This is a genomic window from Acidobacteriota bacterium, from assembly GCA_016184105.1.
Taxonomy (GTDB): Bacteria; Acidobacteriota; Vicinamibacteria; order Vicinamibacterales; family 2-12-FULL-66-21; genus JACPDI01.
Genome location: JACPDI010000041.1, coordinates 13523 through 31098, shown reverse-complemented (window position 1 = coordinate 31098; position 17576 = coordinate 13523). Strand labels below are relative to the sequence as shown.

The 17576-nt window shown below is 67.1% G+C and carries 26 protein-coding genes and 1 pseudogene; 1 reads left to right on the top strand and 26 read right to left on the bottom strand.

What is annotated here, in order from left to right:
- Positions 1 to 4 precede the first annotated feature (4 nt).
- The 25 genes and pseudogenes from secY to HYU53_15225 all read right to left on the bottom strand — a co-directional run bounded on the left by secY (position 5) and on the right by HYU53_15225 (position 15093).
- On the bottom strand, positions 5 to 1390 hold the full coding sequence (gene secY / locus HYU53_15345) for a preprotein translocase subunit SecY (protein MBI2222569.1): 1386 nt from the start codon (positions 1388 to 1390) through the stop codon (positions 5 to 7).
- 6 nt (positions 1391 to 1396) lie between these two features.
- Positions 1397 to 1843 (bottom strand): 50S ribosomal protein L15, encoded by a 447-nt coding sequence (gene rplO / locus HYU53_15340; protein MBI2222568.1) that lies wholly within the window; start codon positions 1841 to 1843, stop codon positions 1397 to 1399.
- The gene (gene rpmD, locus HYU53_15335) at positions 1844 to 2059 is read right to left on the bottom strand and encodes a 50S ribosomal protein L30 (GenBank protein ID MBI2222567.1); all 216 of its coding nucleotides are present in this window, start codon (positions 2057 to 2059) and stop codon (positions 1844 to 1846) included.
- A gap of 2 nt (positions 2060 to 2061) precedes the next feature.
- Positions 2062 to 2577 (bottom strand): 30S ribosomal protein S5, encoded by a 516-nt coding sequence (gene rpsE, locus HYU53_15330; GenBank protein ID MBI2222566.1) that lies wholly within the window; start codon positions 2575 to 2577, stop codon positions 2062 to 2064.
- Between the two features lie 14 nt (positions 2578 to 2591).
- Positions 2592 to 2966 carry a 50S ribosomal protein L18 gene (locus HYU53_15325; GenBank protein MBI2222565.1) on the bottom strand — a complete coding sequence of 125 codons (375 nt, stop codon included), beginning with the start codon at positions 2964 to 2966 and terminating at the stop codon, positions 2592 to 2594.
- 2 nt (positions 2967 to 2968) lie between these two features.
- A complete protein-coding gene (gene rplF / locus HYU53_15320) occupies positions 2969 to 3508 on the bottom strand; it encodes a 50S ribosomal protein L6 (GenBank protein ID MBI2222564.1) in 540 nt (179 codons plus the stop codon).
- Positions 3509 to 3513: 5 nt separating this feature from the next.
- Positions 3514 to 3918, bottom strand: coding sequence for a 30S ribosomal protein S8 (gene rpsH, locus HYU53_15315; GenBank protein MBI2222563.1), 405 nt, complete (start codon positions 3916 to 3918; stop codon positions 3514 to 3516).
- Between the two features lie 71 nt (positions 3919 to 3989).
- Positions 3990 to 4175, bottom strand: a complete 186-nt coding sequence (locus HYU53_15310) for a type Z 30S ribosomal protein S14 (protein MBI2222562.1) — start codon at positions 4173 to 4175, stop codon at positions 3990 to 3992.
- A gap of 79 nt (positions 4176 to 4254) precedes the next feature.
- Entirely contained in the window at positions 4255 to 4797 is a 543-nt protein-coding gene (rplE, locus tag HYU53_15305; protein ID MBI2222561.1) for a 50S ribosomal protein L5, read from the bottom strand.
- Positions 4794 to 5126 carry a 50S ribosomal protein L24 gene (locus HYU53_15300; protein ID MBI2222560.1) on the bottom strand — a complete coding sequence of 111 codons (333 nt, stop codon included), beginning with the start codon at positions 5124 to 5126 and terminating at the stop codon, positions 4794 to 4796. Before HYU53_15300 ends, rplE begins: the two co-directional genes overlap by 4 nt.
- Positions 5127 to 5129: 3 nt before the next feature.
- The gene (rplN, locus tag HYU53_15295; protein MBI2222559.1) at positions 5130 to 5498 is read right to left on the bottom strand and encodes a 50S ribosomal protein L14; all 369 of its coding nucleotides are present in this window, start codon (positions 5496 to 5498) and stop codon (positions 5130 to 5132) included.
- Positions 5499 to 5504: 6 nt separating this feature from the next.
- Positions 5505 to 5759 (bottom strand): 30S ribosomal protein S17, encoded by a 255-nt coding sequence (gene rpsQ, locus HYU53_15290; GenBank protein MBI2222558.1) that lies wholly within the window; start codon positions 5757 to 5759, stop codon positions 5505 to 5507.
- 5 nt (positions 5760 to 5764) lie between these two features.
- Entirely contained in the window at positions 5765 to 5953 is a 189-nt protein-coding gene (gene rpmC / locus HYU53_15285) for a 50S ribosomal protein L29 (GenBank protein MBI2222557.1), read from the bottom strand.
- Positions 5950 to 6388: pseudogene (rplP, locus tag HYU53_15280) on the bottom strand (50S ribosomal protein L16). The gene rpmC and the pseudogene rplP overlap by 4 nt, the downstream one beginning before the upstream one ends.
- Before the next feature lie 3 nt (positions 6389 to 6391).
- On the bottom strand, positions 6392 to 7072 hold the full coding sequence (gene rpsC, locus HYU53_15275; protein ID MBI2222556.1) for a 30S ribosomal protein S3: 681 nt from the start codon (positions 7070 to 7072) through the stop codon (positions 6392 to 6394).
- 2 nt (positions 7073 to 7074) lie between these two features.
- Positions 7075 to 7821 (bottom strand): 50S ribosomal protein L22, encoded by a 747-nt coding sequence (gene rplV / locus HYU53_15270; GenBank protein MBI2222555.1) that lies wholly within the window; start codon positions 7819 to 7821, stop codon positions 7075 to 7077.
- 88 nt (positions 7822 to 7909) lie between these two features.
- The gene (gene rplB / locus HYU53_15265) at positions 7910 to 8734 is read right to left on the bottom strand and encodes a 50S ribosomal protein L2 (protein MBI2222554.1); all 825 of its coding nucleotides are present in this window, start codon (positions 8732 to 8734) and stop codon (positions 7910 to 7912) included.
- Between the two features lie 2 nt (positions 8735 to 8736).
- Positions 8737 to 9030, bottom strand: coding sequence for a 50S ribosomal protein L23 (locus tag HYU53_15260; protein MBI2222553.1), 294 nt, complete (start codon positions 9028 to 9030; stop codon positions 8737 to 8739).
- 2 nt (positions 9031 to 9032) lie between these two features.
- Positions 9033 to 9653, bottom strand: a complete 621-nt coding sequence (gene rplD / locus HYU53_15255; protein MBI2222552.1) for a 50S ribosomal protein L4 — start codon at positions 9651 to 9653, stop codon at positions 9033 to 9035.
- Between the two features lie 2 nt (positions 9654 to 9655).
- On the bottom strand, positions 9656 to 10342 hold the full coding sequence (gene rplC / locus HYU53_15250) for a 50S ribosomal protein L3 (GenBank protein MBI2222551.1): 687 nt from the start codon (positions 10340 to 10342) through the stop codon (positions 9656 to 9658).
- 78 nt (positions 10343 to 10420) lie between these two features.
- Positions 10421 to 10753, bottom strand: a complete 333-nt coding sequence (rpsJ, locus tag HYU53_15245) for a 30S ribosomal protein S10 (protein MBI2222550.1) — start codon at positions 10751 to 10753, stop codon at positions 10421 to 10423.
- A gap of 48 nt (positions 10754 to 10801) precedes the next feature.
- Entirely contained in the window at positions 10802 to 12001 is a 1200-nt protein-coding gene (gene tuf / locus HYU53_15240) for an elongation factor Tu (GenBank protein MBI2222549.1), read from the bottom strand.
- 90 nt (positions 12002 to 12091) lie between these two features.
- Positions 12092 to 14191: an elongation factor G gene (gene fusA / locus HYU53_15235; GenBank protein MBI2222548.1), complete on the bottom strand. Its 2100-nt coding sequence runs from the start codon at positions 14189 to 14191 to the stop codon at positions 12092 to 12094.
- Positions 14192 to 14200: 9 nt separating this feature from the next.
- The gene (gene rpsG / locus HYU53_15230; GenBank protein ID MBI2222547.1) at positions 14201 to 14674 is read right to left on the bottom strand and encodes a 30S ribosomal protein S7; all 474 of its coding nucleotides are present in this window, start codon (positions 14672 to 14674) and stop codon (positions 14201 to 14203) included.
- 44 nt (positions 14675 to 14718) lie between these two features.
- Positions 14719 to 15093 (bottom strand): 30S ribosomal protein S12, encoded by a 375-nt coding sequence (locus tag HYU53_15225; GenBank protein ID MBI2222546.1) that lies wholly within the window; start codon positions 15091 to 15093, stop codon positions 14719 to 14721.
- A 474-nt stretch (positions 15094 to 15567) separates the two neighbouring features.
- Between HYU53_15225 and HYU53_15220 the strand changes: the two genes are divergently transcribed.
- The gene (locus HYU53_15220; protein MBI2222545.1) at positions 15568 to 17223 is read left to right on the top strand and encodes a M20/M25/M40 family metallo-hydrolase; all 1656 of its coding nucleotides are present in this window, start codon (positions 15568 to 15570) and stop codon (positions 17221 to 17223) included.
- A 19-nt stretch (positions 17224 to 17242) separates the two neighbouring features.
- Here HYU53_15220 and HYU53_15215 read toward each other — a convergent pair whose 3' ends face one another.
- Complete coding sequence (locus tag HYU53_15215; protein ID MBI2222544.1) at positions 17243 to 17575, bottom strand: DinB family protein; 333 nt, start codon at positions 17573 to 17575, stop codon at positions 17243 to 17245.
- Position 17576 lies beyond the last annotated feature (1 nt).

Here is a 17576-nt window from a genome sequence, read left to right as displayed (position 1 = left end):
GGGGCTAGCCCCTGCGCCCCCGGATCCGGGTCCGTCGCATGAAGCCGTCGTAGTGCCGCATGATCAGCTGCGATTCCACCTGCTGCACCGTGTCCATCGCCACGCCGACCACGATCAGCAGCGACGTGCCGCCGAAATAGAACTGCACGTTCATGCCCTCGGTGATGAACCGCGGGAGCGCGGCGTCCAGCCATTCGCCGATGACCGGGATCGGCGCCACCTTGAACCCCGAGATCAGCAGCTCCGGCAGGATCGCGACGAGCGCGAGGTAAATCGCGCCCACCAGCGTGATCCGCGCCAGGATCGTGTCGATGTACTCGGCCGTCCGCTTGCCGGGGCGGATCCCCGGGATGAACCCGCCGTACTTGCGCATGTTCTCCGCGACGTCATCCGGGTTGAAGATGATCGCCGTGTAGAAGTACGCGAAGAAGATGATGCCCGCGATGTACAGCAGGTTGTAGAGCGGCATCCCGTACGCCACCGCGTCGGTGAACAACCGGAACCAGCCGCCCTCGGTGAAGGCCGGCGCCAGCGTCATCGGAAACGCGAGGATCGATGAGGCGAAGATCACCGGGATGACCCCGCCCGTGTTCACCTTCAGCGGGATGTGCGTGCTCGACCCGCCGTACTGCCGCCGGCCGACCACCCGTTTCGCGTACTGCACGGTCACCCGCCGGTGCCCGCGCTCCACGAAGACGATCGCGCCCACCACGACCACCATCATCGCGACGAGCAGCACCAGCCGCAGCAGCGTCATCTGCCCGGTGCGCAGCTGGTCGAACGTCGTCACGACCGCGCTCGGGAAGCCGACGACGATTCCCGAGTAGATGATGAGCGACATGCCGTTGCCGATGCCGCGCTCGGTGATCTGCTCGCCCAGCCACATGATGAAGCAGGTGCCGGTGGTCAGCGTCAGCACCGTCATGAACCGGAACGTCCACCCCGCGTGCTCCACCAGGTGCAGCCCGCCCGCGACGTTCGTCTGCTTCTCCAGGAACACCGCGATCCCCAGCGCCTGGACGACGCTCAGGAGGATCGTCCCGTAGCGCGTGTACTGCGTGATCTTCCGGCGCCCCAGCTCCCCTTCCTTCGAGAGCCGCTCGAGGTACGGCCAGACGACCGTCAGCAGCTGCAGGATGATCGACGCGCTGATGTAGGGCATGATGCCCAGCGCGAAGATCGTCACCTTCGAGAGGTTCCCGCCCGAGAACATGTCGTACAGCCCGAACATCGTGTTCGAGAGCTGGTTGGCCAGCTCGGCGAGCGCCTGCGGGTTCACGCCGGGCGTCGGGATGTGGTTGCCGATCCGGTAGACGCCGAGGAGCAGCAGCGTGAAGCCGATCCGCTTCCGCAGCTCTTCGACCTGCCAGAGATTCTTGAGGCTGTCCATATGCCTTTACGCGAGCACCTCGGCCTTGCCCCCCGCCGCGGCGATCTTCTCCGCCGCCTTGCCGCTGAACTTGTGCGCCCGCACCGTCAGCGCCTTCGCGATGTCCCCGCGCCCGAGCACCTTGATCCGCTTCGCGCCCTTCCGCACGAGCCCCTGCTCGCGCAGCAGGTCCACGGTAATCTCGGTGCCCGCGTCGAACTGCTCGGCGAGCGTATCGAGGTTCACCACCGCGTACTCATCGCGGAAGATGTTGTGGAAGCCGCGCTTCGGAATGCGGCGGTGCAGCGGCATCTGGCCGCCTTCGAACCCGCGCTTCCGCTTGTAGCCCGAGCGCGACTGCGCCCCCTTGTGGCCGCGCGCGGCCGTCTTGCCGTGGCCGGAGCCCTGGCCGCGTCCCACCCGCTTCTTCGAACGCTTGGCGCCCTTCGCGGGGCCGAGATTGCTCAGATCCATTTAGTCCACCACTTCCACCAGATGACGCACCTTGTGGATCATGCCGCGCGTCTCGGGCGTGTCGGCGAGTTCCACCGTGTGCCCGATCCGGCGCAGCCCCATGCTCTGCAGCACGATGCCCTGGTTCCGGTTGAACCCGATCGCGCTGCGAATCTGCCTGACCTTCACGCGCGCGGCCGGCCTGGCGCCGCCCGCCTGCTGCTTCGCCTTCGCCATGGCTACTCCCGCGCCCCCGCCAGTTCGAGATCGCGGCCGCGCAGCCGCGCCACCAGCGCCGGGTCCTTCAGCTGCGAGAGCCCCTCGACGGTCGCGCGCACGACGTTGTGCGCGTTGGCCGAGCCGAGCGACTTCGTCAGCACGTTGGTGACGCCGGCCGACTCCACGACCGCGCGCACCGCGCCCCCCGCGATGATCCCGGTGCCGTCCGGCGCCGGCTTGAGCAGCACGCGCCCGGCGCCGAAGTGCCCCACGATCGGGTGCGGGATCGTCGTCCCCTGGAGCGGCACGCGGATCAGCGACTTCTTCGCCGCCTCGATCCCCTTCTTGATCGCCGAGGGAACTTCCTTCGCCTTGCCGATGCCGAACCCGACCACCCCATGGCCGTCGCCGATGACGACGAGCGCGCTGAAGCTCAGGTTCTTGCCGCCCTTGACGACCTTCGTGACGCGGCTGATCGAGACCACCGTGTCCTTGAGATCGAGCTGCGAGGGATCGATTTTGTCGCGTGTCCTCATCATAAGATTCGTGCCTAAAACTGCAGTCCTGCCTCGCGCGCCGCCTCGGCGATCGCCTTCACGCGCCCGTGGTAGAGAAACCCGCCGCGGTCGAACACCACCTGCCTGATGCCTTTTTCAATCAGCCGCTCGGCGATGAGCTTGCCGATCGCCTTCGCCCCCATCGTGTTGCCGCCGCGGGTGCCCTTGGGCGCCTTCCCCTTCACGGCCGGCTCGGTCGACGAGGCGGACGCGAGCGTGCGGCCCGACAGATCGTCGATGACCTGGGCGTAGATGTGCGAGTCGCTGCGGAACACGGCCAGCCGCGGCCGCTCGGCCGTGCCGGTGATCCGCTTCCGCTGCCGGAGCCGAATCCGCTCGCGGCGATCCTTCATCGTCTTGATCTTCATAACTACGCCCCGGTCTTCCCGACCTTCTTCTTCAGCACTTCGCCCGTGTAGCGCACGCCCTTCTGCTTGTAGGGGTCGGGCTTGCGCAGCCGGCGGATGTCGGCCGCGACCTGGCCCACCAGCTGGCGGTCGATACCGGTCACCGTGATGTGCGTCTGCTTGTCGACCGCGATGTTGATCCCCTCGGGGATGGTGAACACCACGGGGTGCGAGTAGCCGAGCGCGAAGATGACCTGCTTCCCCTTCACCTCGGCGCGATAGCCGACGCCGACGATGTCGAGGTCCTTCTGGAAGCCGTCGGTGACCCCCTTCACGGCGTTGGCGACGAGGCTGCGCGCCAGGCCGTGGAACTTCCCGAGCTCCGGGTTGTTCTCGTCGGTCGTCCGCGCGTGCAGGTGGTCGTCCTTCAGCTCGAAGCGGACGCCCGGCGGCAGCAGCTGGCGCAGCTTGCCCTTCGGTCCCTGCACGTCGACGCCGGCGGCGTCGACGTGCACCTTGACGCCCTTCGGCACGATGATGACTTTCTTGCCAATTCGAGACATGTGTCCTACCAGATGTTGCAGAGCACTTCGCCGCCGACGCCCGCCTTGACCGCCTCGCGGCCGGTCATGACGCCGCGCGAGGTCGTCAGGATGCTCGTGCCGAGGCCGCCGAGGACCTCCGGCACGCTGTCGCGCCCCAGATAGACGCGGCGCCCCGGACGGCTGACGCGCTGCAGACCGGAAATCACCCGCTCGCCGCGCGGGCCGTATTTGAGGTTGATGCGGAGCAGCGCCTGCGGCGGCGCGCCCGGCTGGGCATCCAGCAGCTTGTAGCCCTGGATGTAGCCTTCGGTCTCGAGGATCCGGGCGATCTCCACTTTCAGCTTCGACGCGGGGATGTCCACGCGCGAGTGGCGCGCGAGCGTCGCGTTGCGAATCCGCGCGAGCATGTCAGCAATCGGGTCAGTCATACCTTCGAACCTTCGGCTTGAACTTGGCGACTTGGTGATGTCGTGATCGCCAACTCACCACATTCATCCATCTACCAGCTACTCTTGATTACCCCGGCGATCTCGCCCTCGAGCGCCAGCTTGCGGAAGCAGAGGCGGCAGAGGTCGAACTTCCTCATGTACGCGCGCGGGCGCCCGCACAGGCGGCACCGGTTGCGGTGCCGGATGCCGTACTTGTGCGGTCGGGTCTCTTTCGCGATCTTTGCGGTTGTCGCCATTCTCAAATCCCACTGTAGCCGCCGGGCTTCAGCCCGGCGGTGCGGCAGAGGCGGGCCTGAAGGCCCGCCTCTGCGCGTGTCAATTCGCCCGGAACGGCATGCCCATCAGCTTCAGGAGCGACCGGGCCTCTTCGTCGGTCTTCGCCGTGGTCACGACCGAGATGTTCATGCCGCGCGCCTTGTCCACCTTCAGGTAGTCGATCTCCGGGAAGATCAACTGGTCCTTCAGCCCGAGCGTGTAGTTGCCGCGCCCGTCGAAGCCGCGCGCCGACACGCCCTTGAAGTCGCGGACGCGCGGCAGCGCGATCGAGATCAGCCGGTCGAGGAACTCGTACATCCGCTCGCCGCGCAGCGTGACCATCGCGCCGATCGGCATCCCCTTGCGGACCTTGAACTGCGCGATCGACTTCTTCGCGCGCGTGACCACCGGCTTCTGCCCCGTGATGCGCCCCAGCTCGTCGGCCCCCGTGTCGACGATCTTCGCGTTCTGCGTCGCCTCGCCGAGCCCCATGTTGATCACGACCTTCTCGACCTTGGGGACGGCCATCGGGTTCTTGTACCCGAACTCCTTGCGCAGCGCCGGCACGACTTCCTTCGCGTAACGGTCTTTCAGCCGGTTCATTTGTCGATCACTCCCTCGCACTTGCGGCAGACGCGCACCTTGCGCCCGTCCTCGAGCGTGCGGCGGCCGATGCGCGTCGCCGCGCTGCACTCGGGGCAGACCAGCTGCACGTTCGACGCGTGCAGCGACGCCTCGCGCTCCACGATCCCCCCCTTGACCTGCTTGGCCGGGTTGGGGCGCGTGTGGCGCTTGATCATGTTCACGCCTTCGACGATCAGGCGGTTCTTCGCGGGAAGAATCCGGAGCACGCGCCCGCGCTTGCCGCGGTCGCGGCCCGCCTGCACGACGACCGTGTCGTTCTTCCGAATCGGTGTGGCGAGACGAGACATGGCTTACAGAACCTCGGGAGCCAGCGAAACGATTTTCATGAACCGGCGCTCGCGCAGCTCGCGCGCCACCGGGCCGAACACGCGCGTGCCGATCGGCTCACCCTGGTCGTTGATCAGCACGGCCGCGTTGCGATCGAAGCGGATGTAGCTGCCGTCGCGGCGGCGCTGTTCCTTGCGCGTCCGCACCACCACGGCCTTCACCACCTGCCCCTTCTTCACGTTCGAGTCCGGCGTCGCTTCCTTCACCGACGCCGTGACGATGTCCCCGAGCCGCGCGTAGCGCCCCGTCGACCCGCCGATCGGGTTGATGACGCTGATCTTCCGCGCGCCGGAGTTGTCCGCCACGTCGAGGATGGAACGCATCTGAATCATGGCGTTCTAGACCTCCTGCGCCTTCTCGACGACGCGCGTCACGACCCAGCGCTTGCGGCGGCTGAGCGGCCGGCTCTCGACGATGGCCACCCGGTCCCCCACCTTCGCGGTGTTCTCCTCGTCGTGCGCCATGAACTTCGACGTGCGGCGCACTTGCTTGCCGTACACCTCGTCCCGCACCTTGCGCTCGACCGCGACGACGACCGTGCGGTCCATCTTGTCGCTCACGACGCGCCCGTACACTTCTGCTTTCGCTGCCATGGCCGTTATCCCTGCTTCTCGCGGAGAATCGTCTTGACCCGCGCGAGGTCGCGCCGCACGGACGACACCTTGTGCGCCGCCTCGAGCTGCCCCATCGACTTCTGCATGCGCAGCTTGAACAGCTGGTCTTCCATCTCGCGGACGCGCTGCTGCAGCTCGTCGCTGCCCAGGCCCCGCAGTTCCGCCGCCTTCATACCGCCTTCTCCTCGGCGAAGCGCGTCGCGAACTTCGTCTTGATCGGCAGCTTCGCCGACGCCAGCCGCATCGCCTCACGCGCCTCCGTCTCGGTCACGCCTTCCATCTCGAACAGGATGCGGCCCGGCTTGACCACCGCCACCCACTGCTCCGGCGCGCCCTTGCCCTTCCCCATCCGGGTTTCCTGCGGCTTCTTGGTGATCGGCTTGTCTGATCGGCTTGTCGGGGAAGACCCGGATCCATATCTTGCCGCCACGTTTGATGAATCGGGTCATCGCCACCCGCGCCGCCTCGATCTGGCGATCGGTCAGCCAGCAGGCTTCAAGGGCCTTCAACCCGAAGTCGCCAAACGACACATCGGACCCACGCCATGCCTTGCCGGCCATGCGGCCGCGCTGCTGCTTCCGGAACTTGACCTTCTTGGGCATCAACATGACTTACGCCCTCGCTCCCCGTCGCGGCGCGCGGTAGTCCTCTTCGCGGCCGATCCGCGGCGTCAGCCGCTCGCCCTTGTAGAGCCACACCTTCACGCCGATCGTGCCGTAGGTGGTGAACGCCTCGGCGAAGCCGTAATCGATGTCCGCGCGCAGCGTCTGCAGCGGCAGCTGGCCGTGCAGGTACCACTCGGAGCGCGCGATCTCGGCGCCGTTCAGCCGCCCGCTCACGCGCACCTTGATGCCGCGCGCGCCGAAGCGCAGCGCGGACTCGACCGCCTTGCGCATCGCGCGGCGGAACGCCACGCGCTTTTCGAGCTGCATCGCCACCGACTCGCCGATCAGCTGCGCCTCGAGCTCCGGCTTCTGGATCTCCAGGATGTTGATGAACACCTCGCGGCTGGTCCGCTTCTGGATCTCCTGCTTCAGCTTGTCGACCTCCGTCCCCTTGCGGCCGATGATGATGCCCGGCCGCGAGGTGTGGATGTCGATCTTCAGCTTGTTGGCGGCGCGCTCCACGTCGATGCGCGACACGCCGGCGTGCGAGAACCGCTTCTTCAGCTCGCGCTTGAGCTTCAGGTCCTCGTGCAGGAGCTTCGCGTAGTCCTTGTCGGCGTACCAGCGCGAGCGCCAGGTCTTGTTGAAGCCGAGCCGGAACCCGTATGGATGTACCTTCTGACCCACGTCTATGCCTCTTTCGCTTGGGTGGCGGCGGCCTTTCGAGTTTTCGCCCTGCCCGTCTTCACCGCGCCGCGCGGCGTCGCGCCGCGCGCCTTCGCCTTCGGAGCGCCGCCGGCGGCCGCGCGCGTCTCGGCGCGCTCGGCCACCGCGACCGTCAGGTGCGCGGTGCGCTTCTGCACGCGGAAGGCGCGCCCCATCGGCGCCGGACGCACGCGCTTCAGCGACGGGCCGGACCCGGCGTAGCACGCCGCCACGTAGAGCCGATCGACGTCGCCGCTGAACCCGTCCTTGTTCTGCGCGTTGGCAATCGCCGACCGGAGCACCTTCTCGACGTCGTGCGCGATCGACTTGCGCGCGAACCGCAGCGTCGCCAGCGCCTCGTTCACGCTGCGGCCGCGAATCAGGTCGAGCACCAGCTTCGCCTTCTGCGGCGAGGTGCGCACGTACTTGGCCGTGGCCTGCGCCTGGATCATCACGCACCCGCCTTCGGCGCGGACGCCGCCGGGGCGCCGGCACCACCCGGCGCGCCCGCAGCCGGGGCCGTCGCCGCGGCCTTCTCGGCCCTCGTCGTGTGCCCCTTGAACTGCCGCGTCGCCGTGCACCGCCAGCGTGTGCCCCACCATCTCGGGCACCACGGTCGAACGCCGCGACCAGGTCTTGATGACCTTCTTCTCGCCGCTGCGGTTCATCACCTCGATCTTCTCGAGGAGCGGAACGTCGACGAACGGCCCCTTCTTCAGTGAACGACTCATAACTGTGATTCCTGTCGTGCTCAGCGGTCAGTGGTCAGTGGCCAGAACAACTCTGCGCGACCGACCACCGGCCACCGGGCACTGGCCGCTACTTCGACCGCCTCTGCACGATGAAGCGATCCGTTTCCTTCCGCCGGCGCGTCTTGAACCCCTTGGTGGGCATGCCCCACGGCGACACCGGGTGCCGGCCGCCCGAGGTCTTGCCCTCGCCGCCGCCGAGCGGGTGATCGACCGGGTTCATGGCGACGCCGCGCACGTGCGGCCGCTTGCCCAGCCACCGGCTCCGGCCCGCCTTGCCGATAGAGACGTTCTCGTGATCGACGTTGCCGACCTGCCCGATCGTCGCCACGCACTCGATGCTGATGTGACGGACTTCGCCCGACGGCATCTTCACCGACGCGTACTCCCCTTCCTTGGCGACGAGCTGCACGGCCGCGCCCGCGCTGCGCGCGATCTGCCCCCCCTTGCCGGGACGCAGCTCCACGTTGTGGATCATCGTGCCCAGCGGGATGTTCTTGAGCGGCAGCACGTTGCCCGGCAGGATGTCGACGTTGTCCCCCGCGACGACCGTGTCCCCCACCTTGAGCCCCACCGGCTGCAGGATGTAGCGCTTCTCCCCGTCGACGTAGGTCAGCAGCGCGATGAACGCCGAGCGGTTCGGGTCGTACTCGATGGTCGCGACTTTCGCCGGGATGTTCCGCTTGTCGCGCTTGAAATCGATCACGCGGTAGTTGCGCTTGTGACCGCCGCCGCGCCACCACGAGCTCAGCTCGCCGTGGTTGTTGCGGCCGCCGGAGCCCTTGAGCGGCTCGGTGAGCGGCTTGTACGGGCGCGTCGCGGTGATCTCGTCGAACGCCTGCACGGTCTGGAAGCGCCGCCCCGCGGACGTCGGCTTGTACTTGCGAATCGGCATGGTTACGCTCCCTCGAGGAAGTCGGGCACTTTCTCGCCTGCCTTCAGGCGGACGTAGGCCTTCTTCCAGTCCGGGCGCCGGCCGGCAAACCGCCCCTGGCGCTTCATCTTCCCGTGCACGAGCGCGGTCCGGATGCCGTCCACCTTGGCGCCGAACAGCTTCTCCACCGCGCGCTTGATGTCCACCTTCGTCGCCGCGGAGGCCACCTCGAAGGCGATCGTGCTGCGGCCGTTCTCGCGCATCACGGTCGTCTTTTCGGTGATCAGCGGGCGACGGATCACGTCTGTCAGTTTCATCGCTATCCCAGCACTTCCTGGAGGCGCTCCACCGCCGCGCGTGTCGCGATAATCCGCGTCGTGTCCATGACGTCGCGCGCCGTCAGGCGGCCGCTCGGCACCAGGCGCACGCCGGCGATGTTGCGCGTCGAGCGCGCCACGCGCTCGTCGGGCTGCACGTCGACGAGGAGCGTCTTGCCGTCCGCGCCGAGCCGCTTCAGCGTCTCGGCGGCCTGCTTCGTCTTCGCCTCGCCGAACGCCAGCGCATCGACGACCGTCACGGCGCCATCCTTGAACTTGGCCGCCAGCGCGGCGCGCAGCGCGCCGCGCTGGACCTTCTTCGGCAGCGCGTAGTCGTAGCTGCGCGGCTGGGGCCCGAACACGGTGCCCCCCTTGCGCCACAAGGGGTTCCGGATCTCGCCGACCCGCGCGCGGCCGGTGCCCTTCTGCCGCCACGGCTTCCTGCCGCTGCCGCTGACGAGCGCGCGGTTCTTCGTCGCGTGCGTGCCGCGACGCTCGCCCGCGTTCTGGTGCACGACCGCTTCCCAGATCAGGTCGGTCTTGATCGGGCCGCCGAACACCTCGTCGCGGACTTCAATCTGCCCGACCTTCTCGTTCTGCGCGTTGACCACTTCGAGCTGCATGGCTACTTCTTGCCCTTCTTCGGCTTTTCCTGCGCCTGCGGCTGCGGCTCGCGGCGCGGCGCCAGCGCCTTGCGGATCAGCAGGTAGCCGCCGGGCTTGCCCGGGATCGCCCCGCGCACGACGAGCAGGTTGTTGTCGCCGTCCACCTTCACGATGCGCAGGTTCCGCACGGTCACGCGGTCTCCGCCCATCCGGCCCGCCGCGCGCATGCCCTTCACGACGCGGGACGGATACGACGAGGCGCCGATCGATCCGGGCGCGCGATGGAACATCGATCCGTGCGTCGCCGCGCCCCCCGCGAAGTGGTGGCGCTTGACGACCCCCTGGAACCCGTGCCCGCGGCTGACGCCGATGACGTCCACCTGGTCTCCCGCGTTGAACACGGCGTTGACGAGCACCTGCTCCCCGGCCTTCGGGGCTTCCGCGCCCCTGGCGACCTTGACTTCCCGCCGCACGCGTGTCGGCGGCACGTTCGCCTTCGTGAAGTGGCCCGCGGTGGGCCTGTTCACCTTCGCGGGACGCTCCTCCACCAGCCCGAGCTGCACGGCCTCGTACCCGTCGGTCGCCGCGGTCTTGCCCTGCACGACCACACACGGCCCGGCCTTGATGACGGTGGCGGGCTGCACGGTGCCGTCGGCAGCGAACAGCTGCGTCATCCCGAGTTTCCTGCCGATGATGCCTGTAACCATAAATGTTCACCGCACGTGTAGCCCCGGGGCTTCAGCCCCGCGGGACGTCCGGCCTGAAGGCCGGACGCTACAGGTGAGCTATTTGTGTTCCTTCCCGAACGCCTTGATCTCGACGTCCACGCCGGCCGGAAGATCCAGCTTCATCAGCGCGTCCACGGTCTGGGGCGTCGGCTCGAAGATGTCAATCAGCCGCTTGTGCGTGCGGATCTCGAACTGCTCGCGCGACTTCTTGTCCACGTGCGGCGAGCGGAGCACGGTCCACTTGTTCTTCTCGGTCGGCAGCGGGATCGGGCCCGCCAGCTGCGCGCCCGTGCGCTTCGCGGTCTCCACGATCTCGGAGGTCGATTGATCGAGCACGCGATAGTCGTACGCCTTGAGCCGGATCCGAATCTTGTCGCTGAAAGCTGCCATCTCTGTGATCCTTGAATCTGAGGAAATCCTCACATCCTCAAATTCTCGTTACTGAGTAATTTCGGTCACCGTCCCGGCGCCCACCGTGCGGCCCCCTTCGCGGATCGCGAAGCGCGAGCCCTTCTCGATCGCCACCGGCGCGATCAGCTCCACCGACACGTTCGTGTTGTCCCCCGGCATGATCATCTCCACCCCCTCGGGCAGGTGCAGCGTCCCGGTCACGTCCGTCGTCCGGATGTAGAACTGCGGCCGATACCCGTTGAAAAACGGCGTGTGCCGCCCCCCTTCATCCTTCCCCAGCACGTACACCTCGGCCTTGAACTGCGTGTGCGGCGTGATCGACCCGCCCTTGGCGAGCACCATCCCCCGCTCCACGTCGTCTTTTTCCGTCCCCCGCAGCAGCACCCCGATGTTGTCCCCCGCCACCCCTTCATCGAGCAGCTTGCGGAACATCTCCACCCCGGTCACCACCTTCTTCTGCGTCGGCCGGAACCCGATAAGCTCCACTTCCTCCCCGACCTTCACCTTGCCCCGCTCCACCCGCCCGGTCACCACCGTCCCGCGCCCCGAGATCGAGAACACGTCCTCGATCGGCATCAGGAACGGCTTGTCCACCTCCCGCTGCGGCAGCGGCACATACTGGTCCAGCGCGTCCATCAGCTTGGTGACCGATTCGACCCCTTCGCTGTCCCCCTGCAGCGCCTTGAGCGCCGACACCCGCACCACCGGCACGTCGTCGCCCGGGAACCCATACCCCTTCAGCAGCTCCCGCACCTCCAGCTCCACCAGGTCCAGCAGCTCCGGGTCGTCCACCAAATCCACCTTGTTGAGCGCCACCACCAGATACGGCACGTCCACCTGCCGGGCCAGCAGCACGTGCTCCCGCGTCTGCGGCATCGGCCCGTCGGTCGCCGACACCACCAGGATCGCCCCGTCCATCTGCGCCGCGCCCGTGATCATGTTCTTGATGTAGTCGGCATGCCCCGGGCAGTCCACGTGCGCGTAGTGCCGCTTCGGCGTCGCATACTCCACGTGGCTCGTCGCGATCGTCAGGATCTTCGTCTCGTCGCGACGCCCCTGCGATTCCGACGCCTTCGCCACCTCGTCATACGGCACGAACTTCGCCCACCCCTTGTCGGCCGCCACCTTCGTCAAGGCCGCCGTCAACGTCGTCTTCCCGTGGTCGATGTGCCCGATGGTCCCCACGTTCACGTGAGGCTTGGAACGATCGAATTTTTCCTTCGCCATCTCTCTCGTCTCCGCCGGCCTAAAGGCCGGCGTCTACACGTGCCGGCCGTCTGTGTCGCCGCCGGCCTTCGGGCCGGCGGCCCCAACACGTCATTTCCCTTGCACCCTCGCAACGACTTCCTCTGCCACGTTCTGCGGCGCGGGCTCGTAGCGATCGAAATGCATCGAGTAGGTCGCGCGTCCCTGCGTGCGCGAGCGCAGCTCGGTCGCATAGCCGAACATCTCGCTGAGCGGCACGCGGGCGGCGACGATCTGCGTGCCGCCGCGGTCTTCCTGCGACTGGATGTGGCCGCGCCGGCTCGCCAGGTCGCCCATCACGTCGCCCATGTACTCCTTCGGGACGACGACTTCGACGCGCATGACCGGCTCGAGCAGGATCGGCCTCGCCTTGTGCGAGGCGTCCTTGAACGCCATCGAGCCGGCAATCTTGAACGCCATCTCCGACGAGTCCACGTCGTGGTACGAGCCCTCGTACAGCTCGATCGCCACGTCGTCCACCGGGTAGCCGGCGAGGACGCCGGTCGTCATCGCTTCGCGAATCCCTTCGTCGATCGGCTTGATGAACTCGCGCGGGATCTTGCCGCCGACGATGTTGTTGATGAACTCGTAGCCTTCGCCGGGCTGGCGCGGGATCAGGCGGATCTTCGCGTGGCCGTACTGGCCGCGGCCGCCGGTCTGGCGCACGTACCGGCCCTCGCCTTCGGCCGGGATCGTGAGCGTCTCCTTGTAGGCGACCTGCGGGCGCCCGACGCTGGCTTCGACGCTGAACTCCCGCTTCAGGCGGTCGACGATGATCTCGAGGTGCAGCTCGCCCATGCCGCGGATGATCGTCTGGCCCGTCTGCTGGTCCGTGTTCACGCGGAAGGTCGGGTCCTCGGCCATCAGCTTCTGCAGGCCGGTGCCGAGCTTCTCCTGGTCCGCCTTCGTCTTCGGCTCGATCGCCAGCGAGATGACGGGCTCGGGGAAGTCCATCGACTCGAGCACGATCGGGTGCTTCTCGTCGCAGATGGTGTCGCCGGTCGTGACCGTCCTCAGCCCGACCGCCGCCGCGATGTCGCCGGCGTAGACTTCCTTGATTTCCTCACGCTTGTTGGCGTGCATCTTCAGGAGCCGGCCGATGCGCTCGTTGCGCTGCTTGGTCGAGTTGTAGCCGTTGGAGCCCGATGCCAGGACGCCCGAGTAGACCCGGAGGAACGCGAGCTGGCCGACAAACGGGTCGGTCATGATCTTGAAGACGAGCGCCGAGAACGGCGCCTTGTCTTCGGCCGGCCGCTCCGCCGGCTGGTCCTTCCGCGGGTCGATGCCGGTGATCGCCGGCACGTCCACCGGCGAGGGGAGGTAGTCGACCACCGCGTCGAGCAGCGGCTGGACCCCCTTGTTCTTGAACGCGGACCCGCAGATGACGACCACGAACGGGGCCTCGTCGCCGCGGACCGACTCGATGGTGCGCTTGCGCAGCGCGCCCTTGATTTCGGCCTCGGTGACCTCCTCGCCGTGCAGGTACTTCTCGAGGAGCTTGTCGTCGGCTTCGCTGACCTTTTCAATCAGCTGCTCGCGGTAGTGCTTCGCCTCGGCCAGCATGTCGGCCGGGATGTCCTCGAGCTCGTAGTCGGCGCCCATCGTCTCGTCCTTGTAGCGGATGGCTTTCATCCGCACGAGGTCGACGACGCCGGTGAACCGGTCCTCGCTGCCGATCGGCAGCTGGATGGCGACGGGATTGCCCTGGAGCTTCGTGGAGATCTGCTCGAGCGTCCGCTTGAAGTCCGCGCCGACGCGGTCCATCTTGTTGACGAAGCAGATCCGCGGCACGCGGTACTTGTCGGCCTGGCGCCACACGGTTTCCGACTGGGGCTCGACGCCCGCGACGGCGTCGAACACCGCCACGGCGCCGTCGAGAACGCGCAGCGAGCGCTCGACTTCGGCCGTGAAGTCCACGTGGCCCGGCGTATCGATGATGTTGATGCGGTGCTCGCGCCAGAAGCAGGTCGTGGCCGCCGACGTGATGGTGATCCCGCGCTCCTGCTCCTGCTCCATCCAGTCCATGACGGCCGTGCCCTCATGGACCTCGCCGATCTTGTACGTGATCCCCGTATAGAAGAGGATCCGTTCAGTCGTCGTCGTCTTCCCGGCATCGATGTGGGCCATGATGCCGATGTTGCGACACCGATCGAGGGCTACCTGTCTGGGCATTACGTGTTGTTACCAGCGATAGTGCGCGAACGCCTTGTTGGCTTCCGCCATCCGGTGCGTGTCTTCCCGCTTCTTGACCGCGCCGCCACGCATGTTCGACGCGTCCATGAACTCGTTCGCGAGCTTCTCTTCCATCGTCTTGCCGTCTCCGCGCGAGCGCGCGAAGCTCACCAGCCAGCGGATGCTGAGCGACAGGCGGCGGTTCGGGTTCACTTCGATCGGCACCTGGTAGTTCGAGCCGCCCACGCGGCGCGACTTCACTTCGAGCGCCGGCTTGACGTTCTCGACCGCCTTCTTGAACACCTTCAGCGGATCGTCGCCGGTCTTCTCCTGAACGATCTTCAGGCTGCCGTACATGATCTGTTCGGCCGTGCTCCGCTTCCCGTCGCGCATGACCGTGTTGATGAACTTGGTCACGAGCGAGCTGTTGTAGAGCGGGTCGGACGGAACTTCGCGCTTCGGAATCTCTCGTCTGCGTGGCATTTCGTTCGTCTCTCACCCGCCGGCCTAACGGCCGGCGGCGACACCTACTGCTTCGGCCTCTTCGCCCCGTACTTCGAACGCCCCTGCTTCCTGCCCTGCACGCCGACGGCATCGAGCGTCCCGCGGACGACGTGGTAGCGCACGCCGGGGAGATCCTTCACGCGGCCGCCGCGAATCAGCACGAGCGAGTGCTCCTGCAGGTTGTGCCCCACGCCCGGGATGTACGTGGTGACCTCGATCCCGTTGGTGAGGCGAACACGCGCGACCTTGCGCAACGCCGAGTTCGGCTTCTTCGGCGTCTGCGTGAATACGCGGATGCAGACCCCGCGCTTCTGCGGGCTGTCCTGCAGGGCCGGGCTCTTCGTCTTCGAGAGCACTTTCTCGCGTCCCCTGCGCACGAGCTGGTTGATCGTCGGCACAGACACTCCCTGAAAAGGGGGACAGTCCCACTTTTCAAATGCGATCGCCGAAAAGTGGGACTGTCCCCCTTTTCAGGCTTGCCGCAGGCCTAGAAGCAGATGCTTGGCGCCTGCTGCGACTTACCCTATTCGTGTGTTGTCGTTCAGGCGTCCCGGCGTTCTCACCGGGCACGCACGAAAGAAGCTCGCGGCTTCTTCTGGGTGGCTGACGCTAGATAGGGTGTCCTAGCGTCTCCCAAACCTTGGGAGGATATCAGACCTGCAGAAACCTTGCAAGTGGGTGACACGACACGACAAAGCTCAAAGGGGCTCAAAGGGGGCCAAAGGCCGGACGGGCTGGCCTTTGGCCTCAACCGATCGAGACAACTGTCGCTCCCTCAGCCGTTTCGGCGCCGGCGGCCAGCGCGGCCGTGCTATGGTTTTCCGCAGAGCCTTCCTGGAGAACCCATGCGGATACAGAAACCCGCGATTCTCATGATTGCGGCGGCGCTCGCCGTGGGCACCGCGCCGGTGATTGCCGAAGAAAACATCGACTACGCGACGAACCACAGGATCAGGAAGGAAGCGCGCGAGCGCTCACAGGTCATGCGTACGCTGCACTTCCTCACCGACGTGCACGGGCCGCGGCTGACGGGATCGCCTGCCTACAAGGCGGCGGCGGACTGGGCCGTGAAGCAGCTGACCGAGTGGGGCCTCGAAAATGCCCGGCTCGAACCGTGGGACTTCGGTCATCCCGGCTGGGCGAACGAGCGTTTCGCCGGCTTCATTCTCTCCCCCGTGAAAGATTCGCTCGTCGGCGAGGTGCTCGCCTGGACGCCGGGAACAAACGGAACCGTATCCGGGCAGGCTGTCCGGATCGAGCCTCCGCAGTGCTCGACCTCGCCCGGCGCGAGCGGCAGCCCGTTCGCGCCGCCCGCGGCGCAGCCCGCCCCGCCGCCGGCGGCGCCGGCCTGCCCCACGCAGGAGGCGCTCACGAAGTATTTCGCCAGCGTGAAGGACAAGGTCGCCGGAAGGATCGTGCTCGCCGGAGTGCCGGCGAAGGTCGCGGTCTCGCTCACCTCACCCGAACCGCGGATGGACGAAGCGACGCTCCGCCGCCGCTTCGACCTGGACAACCCGGCGCCCGCCTACACGCCGCCCGAGTCCCCTCGTCCCGCCGACGGCCAGCTCACGGCCGCCCAGATCGCGCAGCAGATCGATCAATTTCTGCGGGGTAACGGCGTGCTGGTCCGGCTGAACGACGCGGGGCGCGAGCACGGCCAGGTTCGCGCGTTCCAGAATCGGACCTACGACACGTCGAAAGCGGTGCCGACCGTGGTGCTGCGCAACGAGGACTACGGCCGCATCAGCCGCATCCTGGATGACGGCACGCCGGTGGAGCTCGAGTTCACGATCGTCAACCGCGACTATCCCGAAGGGCGCACGGCGTACAACGTCCTGGCGGAGATTCCAGGGACGGACAAGCAGGACGAAGTGGTCATGCTCGGCGGTCACCTCGACTCGTGGCATTCGGCCACGGGCGCAACCGATAACGCGACGGGCGCCGCGACGATGATGGAAGCGGTGAGGATCCTGAAGGCGCTGGGCGTGAAGCCGCGCCGCACGATCCGCGTGGCGCTCTGGGGAGGCGAGGAACAGGGATTGCTCGGCTCGAAGGCGTACGTCGCGCAGCACTTCGGCACGTTCGAGAACCCCGGGGCGGAGTACGCGAAGTTCAACGGCTATTTCAACGTGGACTCCGGCACCGGCCGAATCCGCGGGGGCAGCGTCTTCGGCCCGAGGTCGACCGGCGAGATCCTGCGCGACGCCTTTGCGCCCTTCGAGGACTACGGCATTGTCGGAATGTCGGTGACGAAGAGCCGCCGCACGGGGGGCACCGACAGCACGTCGTTCAACGAAGCCGGGCTGCCGGGCATCGGGCTCGGGCAGGATCCGATTCAGTACGGCAGCCACACGTGGCACACGAACCTGGACACGTACGAGCGGGTGATTCCGGAGGAACTCATGCGCTCGGCGGCGGCCATCGCCGGAGCCGTGTATCACGTCGCCATGCGCGACGCGATGCTGCCCCGCTTCAGCGCCGAGGACATGCCCAAACCGCCTGCCCCGCCGCGCTCCGTGACGCAGTGATCGTCCGAGCGGCCGGTTTTCACGCCACGCCGTAGTTCTCGCGAAGACCCTTGACGTGATGGCGCACGTGGCCGGCCATGATGTAGGCCAGCGCGCGCACGGACACCTTCGCGCCGTTGGCGGTGCCCGTCAGCGCGGCGTGGCGACCGTCCAGCCGCCGAAGCGTGGCGAGGTTCCCGCCGCGCACGAGCGCGAACTCCTCGGCGAGTTCCTTCAGCGGAATACCGTCGTAGGCCGATCGCGCCACATAGGTGTTCTCGTCAAAGCCGGCGAGCGGCGTTTCGTCCCCGCGGCCGATGCGGAACGCGCGGTAGCCGAAGACGCGCTCGGCGTCGATGATGTGTCCCAGCACC

Coding starts and splice junctions, on each gene's coding strand:
- HYU53_15310 (MBI2222562.1), bottom strand. CDS start 4,175: ATGGCGACAACCGCAAAGATCGCGAAAGAGACCCGACCGCACAAGTAC.
- fusA (MBI2222548.1), bottom strand. CDS start 14,191: ATGCCCAGACAGGTAGCCCTCGATCGGTGTCGCAACATCGGCATCATG.
- HYU53_15220 (MBI2222545.1), top strand. CDS start 15,568: ATGATTGCGGCGGCGCTCGCCGTGGGCACCGCGCCGGTGATTGCCGAA.
- rpsH (MBI2222563.1), bottom strand. CDS start 3,918: ATGACTGACCCGATTGCTGACATGCTCGCGCGGATTCGCAACGCGACG.
- HYU53_15325 (MBI2222565.1), bottom strand. CDS start 2,966: ATGAAGATCAAGACGATGAAGGATCGCCGCGAGCGGATTCGGCTCCGG.
- rpsE (MBI2222566.1), bottom strand. CDS start 2,577: ATGAGGACACGCGACAAAATCGATCCCTCGCAGCTCGATCTCAAGGAC.
- rplD (MBI2222552.1), bottom strand. CDS start 9,653: ATGCAGCTCGAAGTGGTCAACGCGCAGAACGAGAAGGTCGGGCAGATT.
- rpmD (MBI2222567.1), bottom strand. CDS start 2,059: ATGGCGAAGGCGAAGCAGCAGGCGGGCGGCGCCAGGCCGGCCGCGCGC.
- rplE (MBI2222561.1), bottom strand. CDS start 4,797: ATGAACCGGCTGAAAGACCGTTACGCGAAGGAAGTCGTGCCGGCGCTG.
- rplC (MBI2222551.1), bottom strand. CDS start 10,342: ATGGTTACAGGCATCATCGGCAGGAAACTCGGGATGACGCAGCTGTTC.
- secY (MBI2222569.1), bottom strand. CDS start 1,390: ATGGACAGCCTCAAGAATCTCTGGCAGGTCGAAGAGCTGCGGAAGCGG.
- rpsQ (MBI2222558.1), bottom strand. CDS start 5,759: ATGGCAGCGAAAGCAGAAGTGTACGGGCGCGTCGTGAGCGACAAGATG.
- rplV (MBI2222555.1), bottom strand. CDS start 7,821: ATGAGTCGTTCACTGAAGAAGGGGCCGTTCGTCGACGTTCCGCTCCTC.
- rpmC (MBI2222557.1), bottom strand. CDS start 5,953: ATGAAGGCGGCGGAACTGCGGGGCCTGGGCAGCGACGAGCTGCAGCAG.
- rplF (MBI2222564.1), bottom strand. CDS start 3,508: ATGTCTCGAATTGGCAAGAAAGTCATCATCGTGCCGAAGGGCGTCAAG.
- HYU53_15260 (MBI2222553.1), bottom strand. CDS start 9,030: ATGAAACTGACAGACGTGATCCGTCGCCCGCTGATCACCGAAAAGACG.
- rpsJ (MBI2222550.1), bottom strand. CDS start 10,753: ATGGCAGCTTTCAGCGACAAGATTCGGATCCGGCTCAAGGCGTACGAC.
- tuf (MBI2222549.1), bottom strand. CDS start 12,001: ATGGCGAAGGAAAAATTCGATCGTTCCAAGCCTCACGTGAACGTGGGG.
- rpsG (MBI2222547.1), bottom strand. CDS start 14,674: ATGCCACGCAGACGAGAGATTCCGAAGCGCGAAGTTCCGTCCGACCCG.
- rplO (MBI2222568.1), bottom strand. CDS start 1,843: ATGGATCTGAGCAATCTCGGCCCCGCGAAGGGCGCCAAGCGTTCGAAG.
- rplN (MBI2222559.1), bottom strand. CDS start 5,498: ATGATTCAGATGCGTTCCATCCTCGACGTGGCGGACAACTCCGGCGCG.
- rplB (MBI2222554.1), bottom strand. CDS start 8,734: ATGCCGATTCGCAAGTACAAGCCGACGTCCGCGGGGCGGCGCTTCCAG.
- HYU53_15300 (MBI2222560.1), bottom strand. CDS start 5,126: ATGTCTCGTCTCGCCACACCGATTCGGAAGAACGACACGGTCGTCGTG.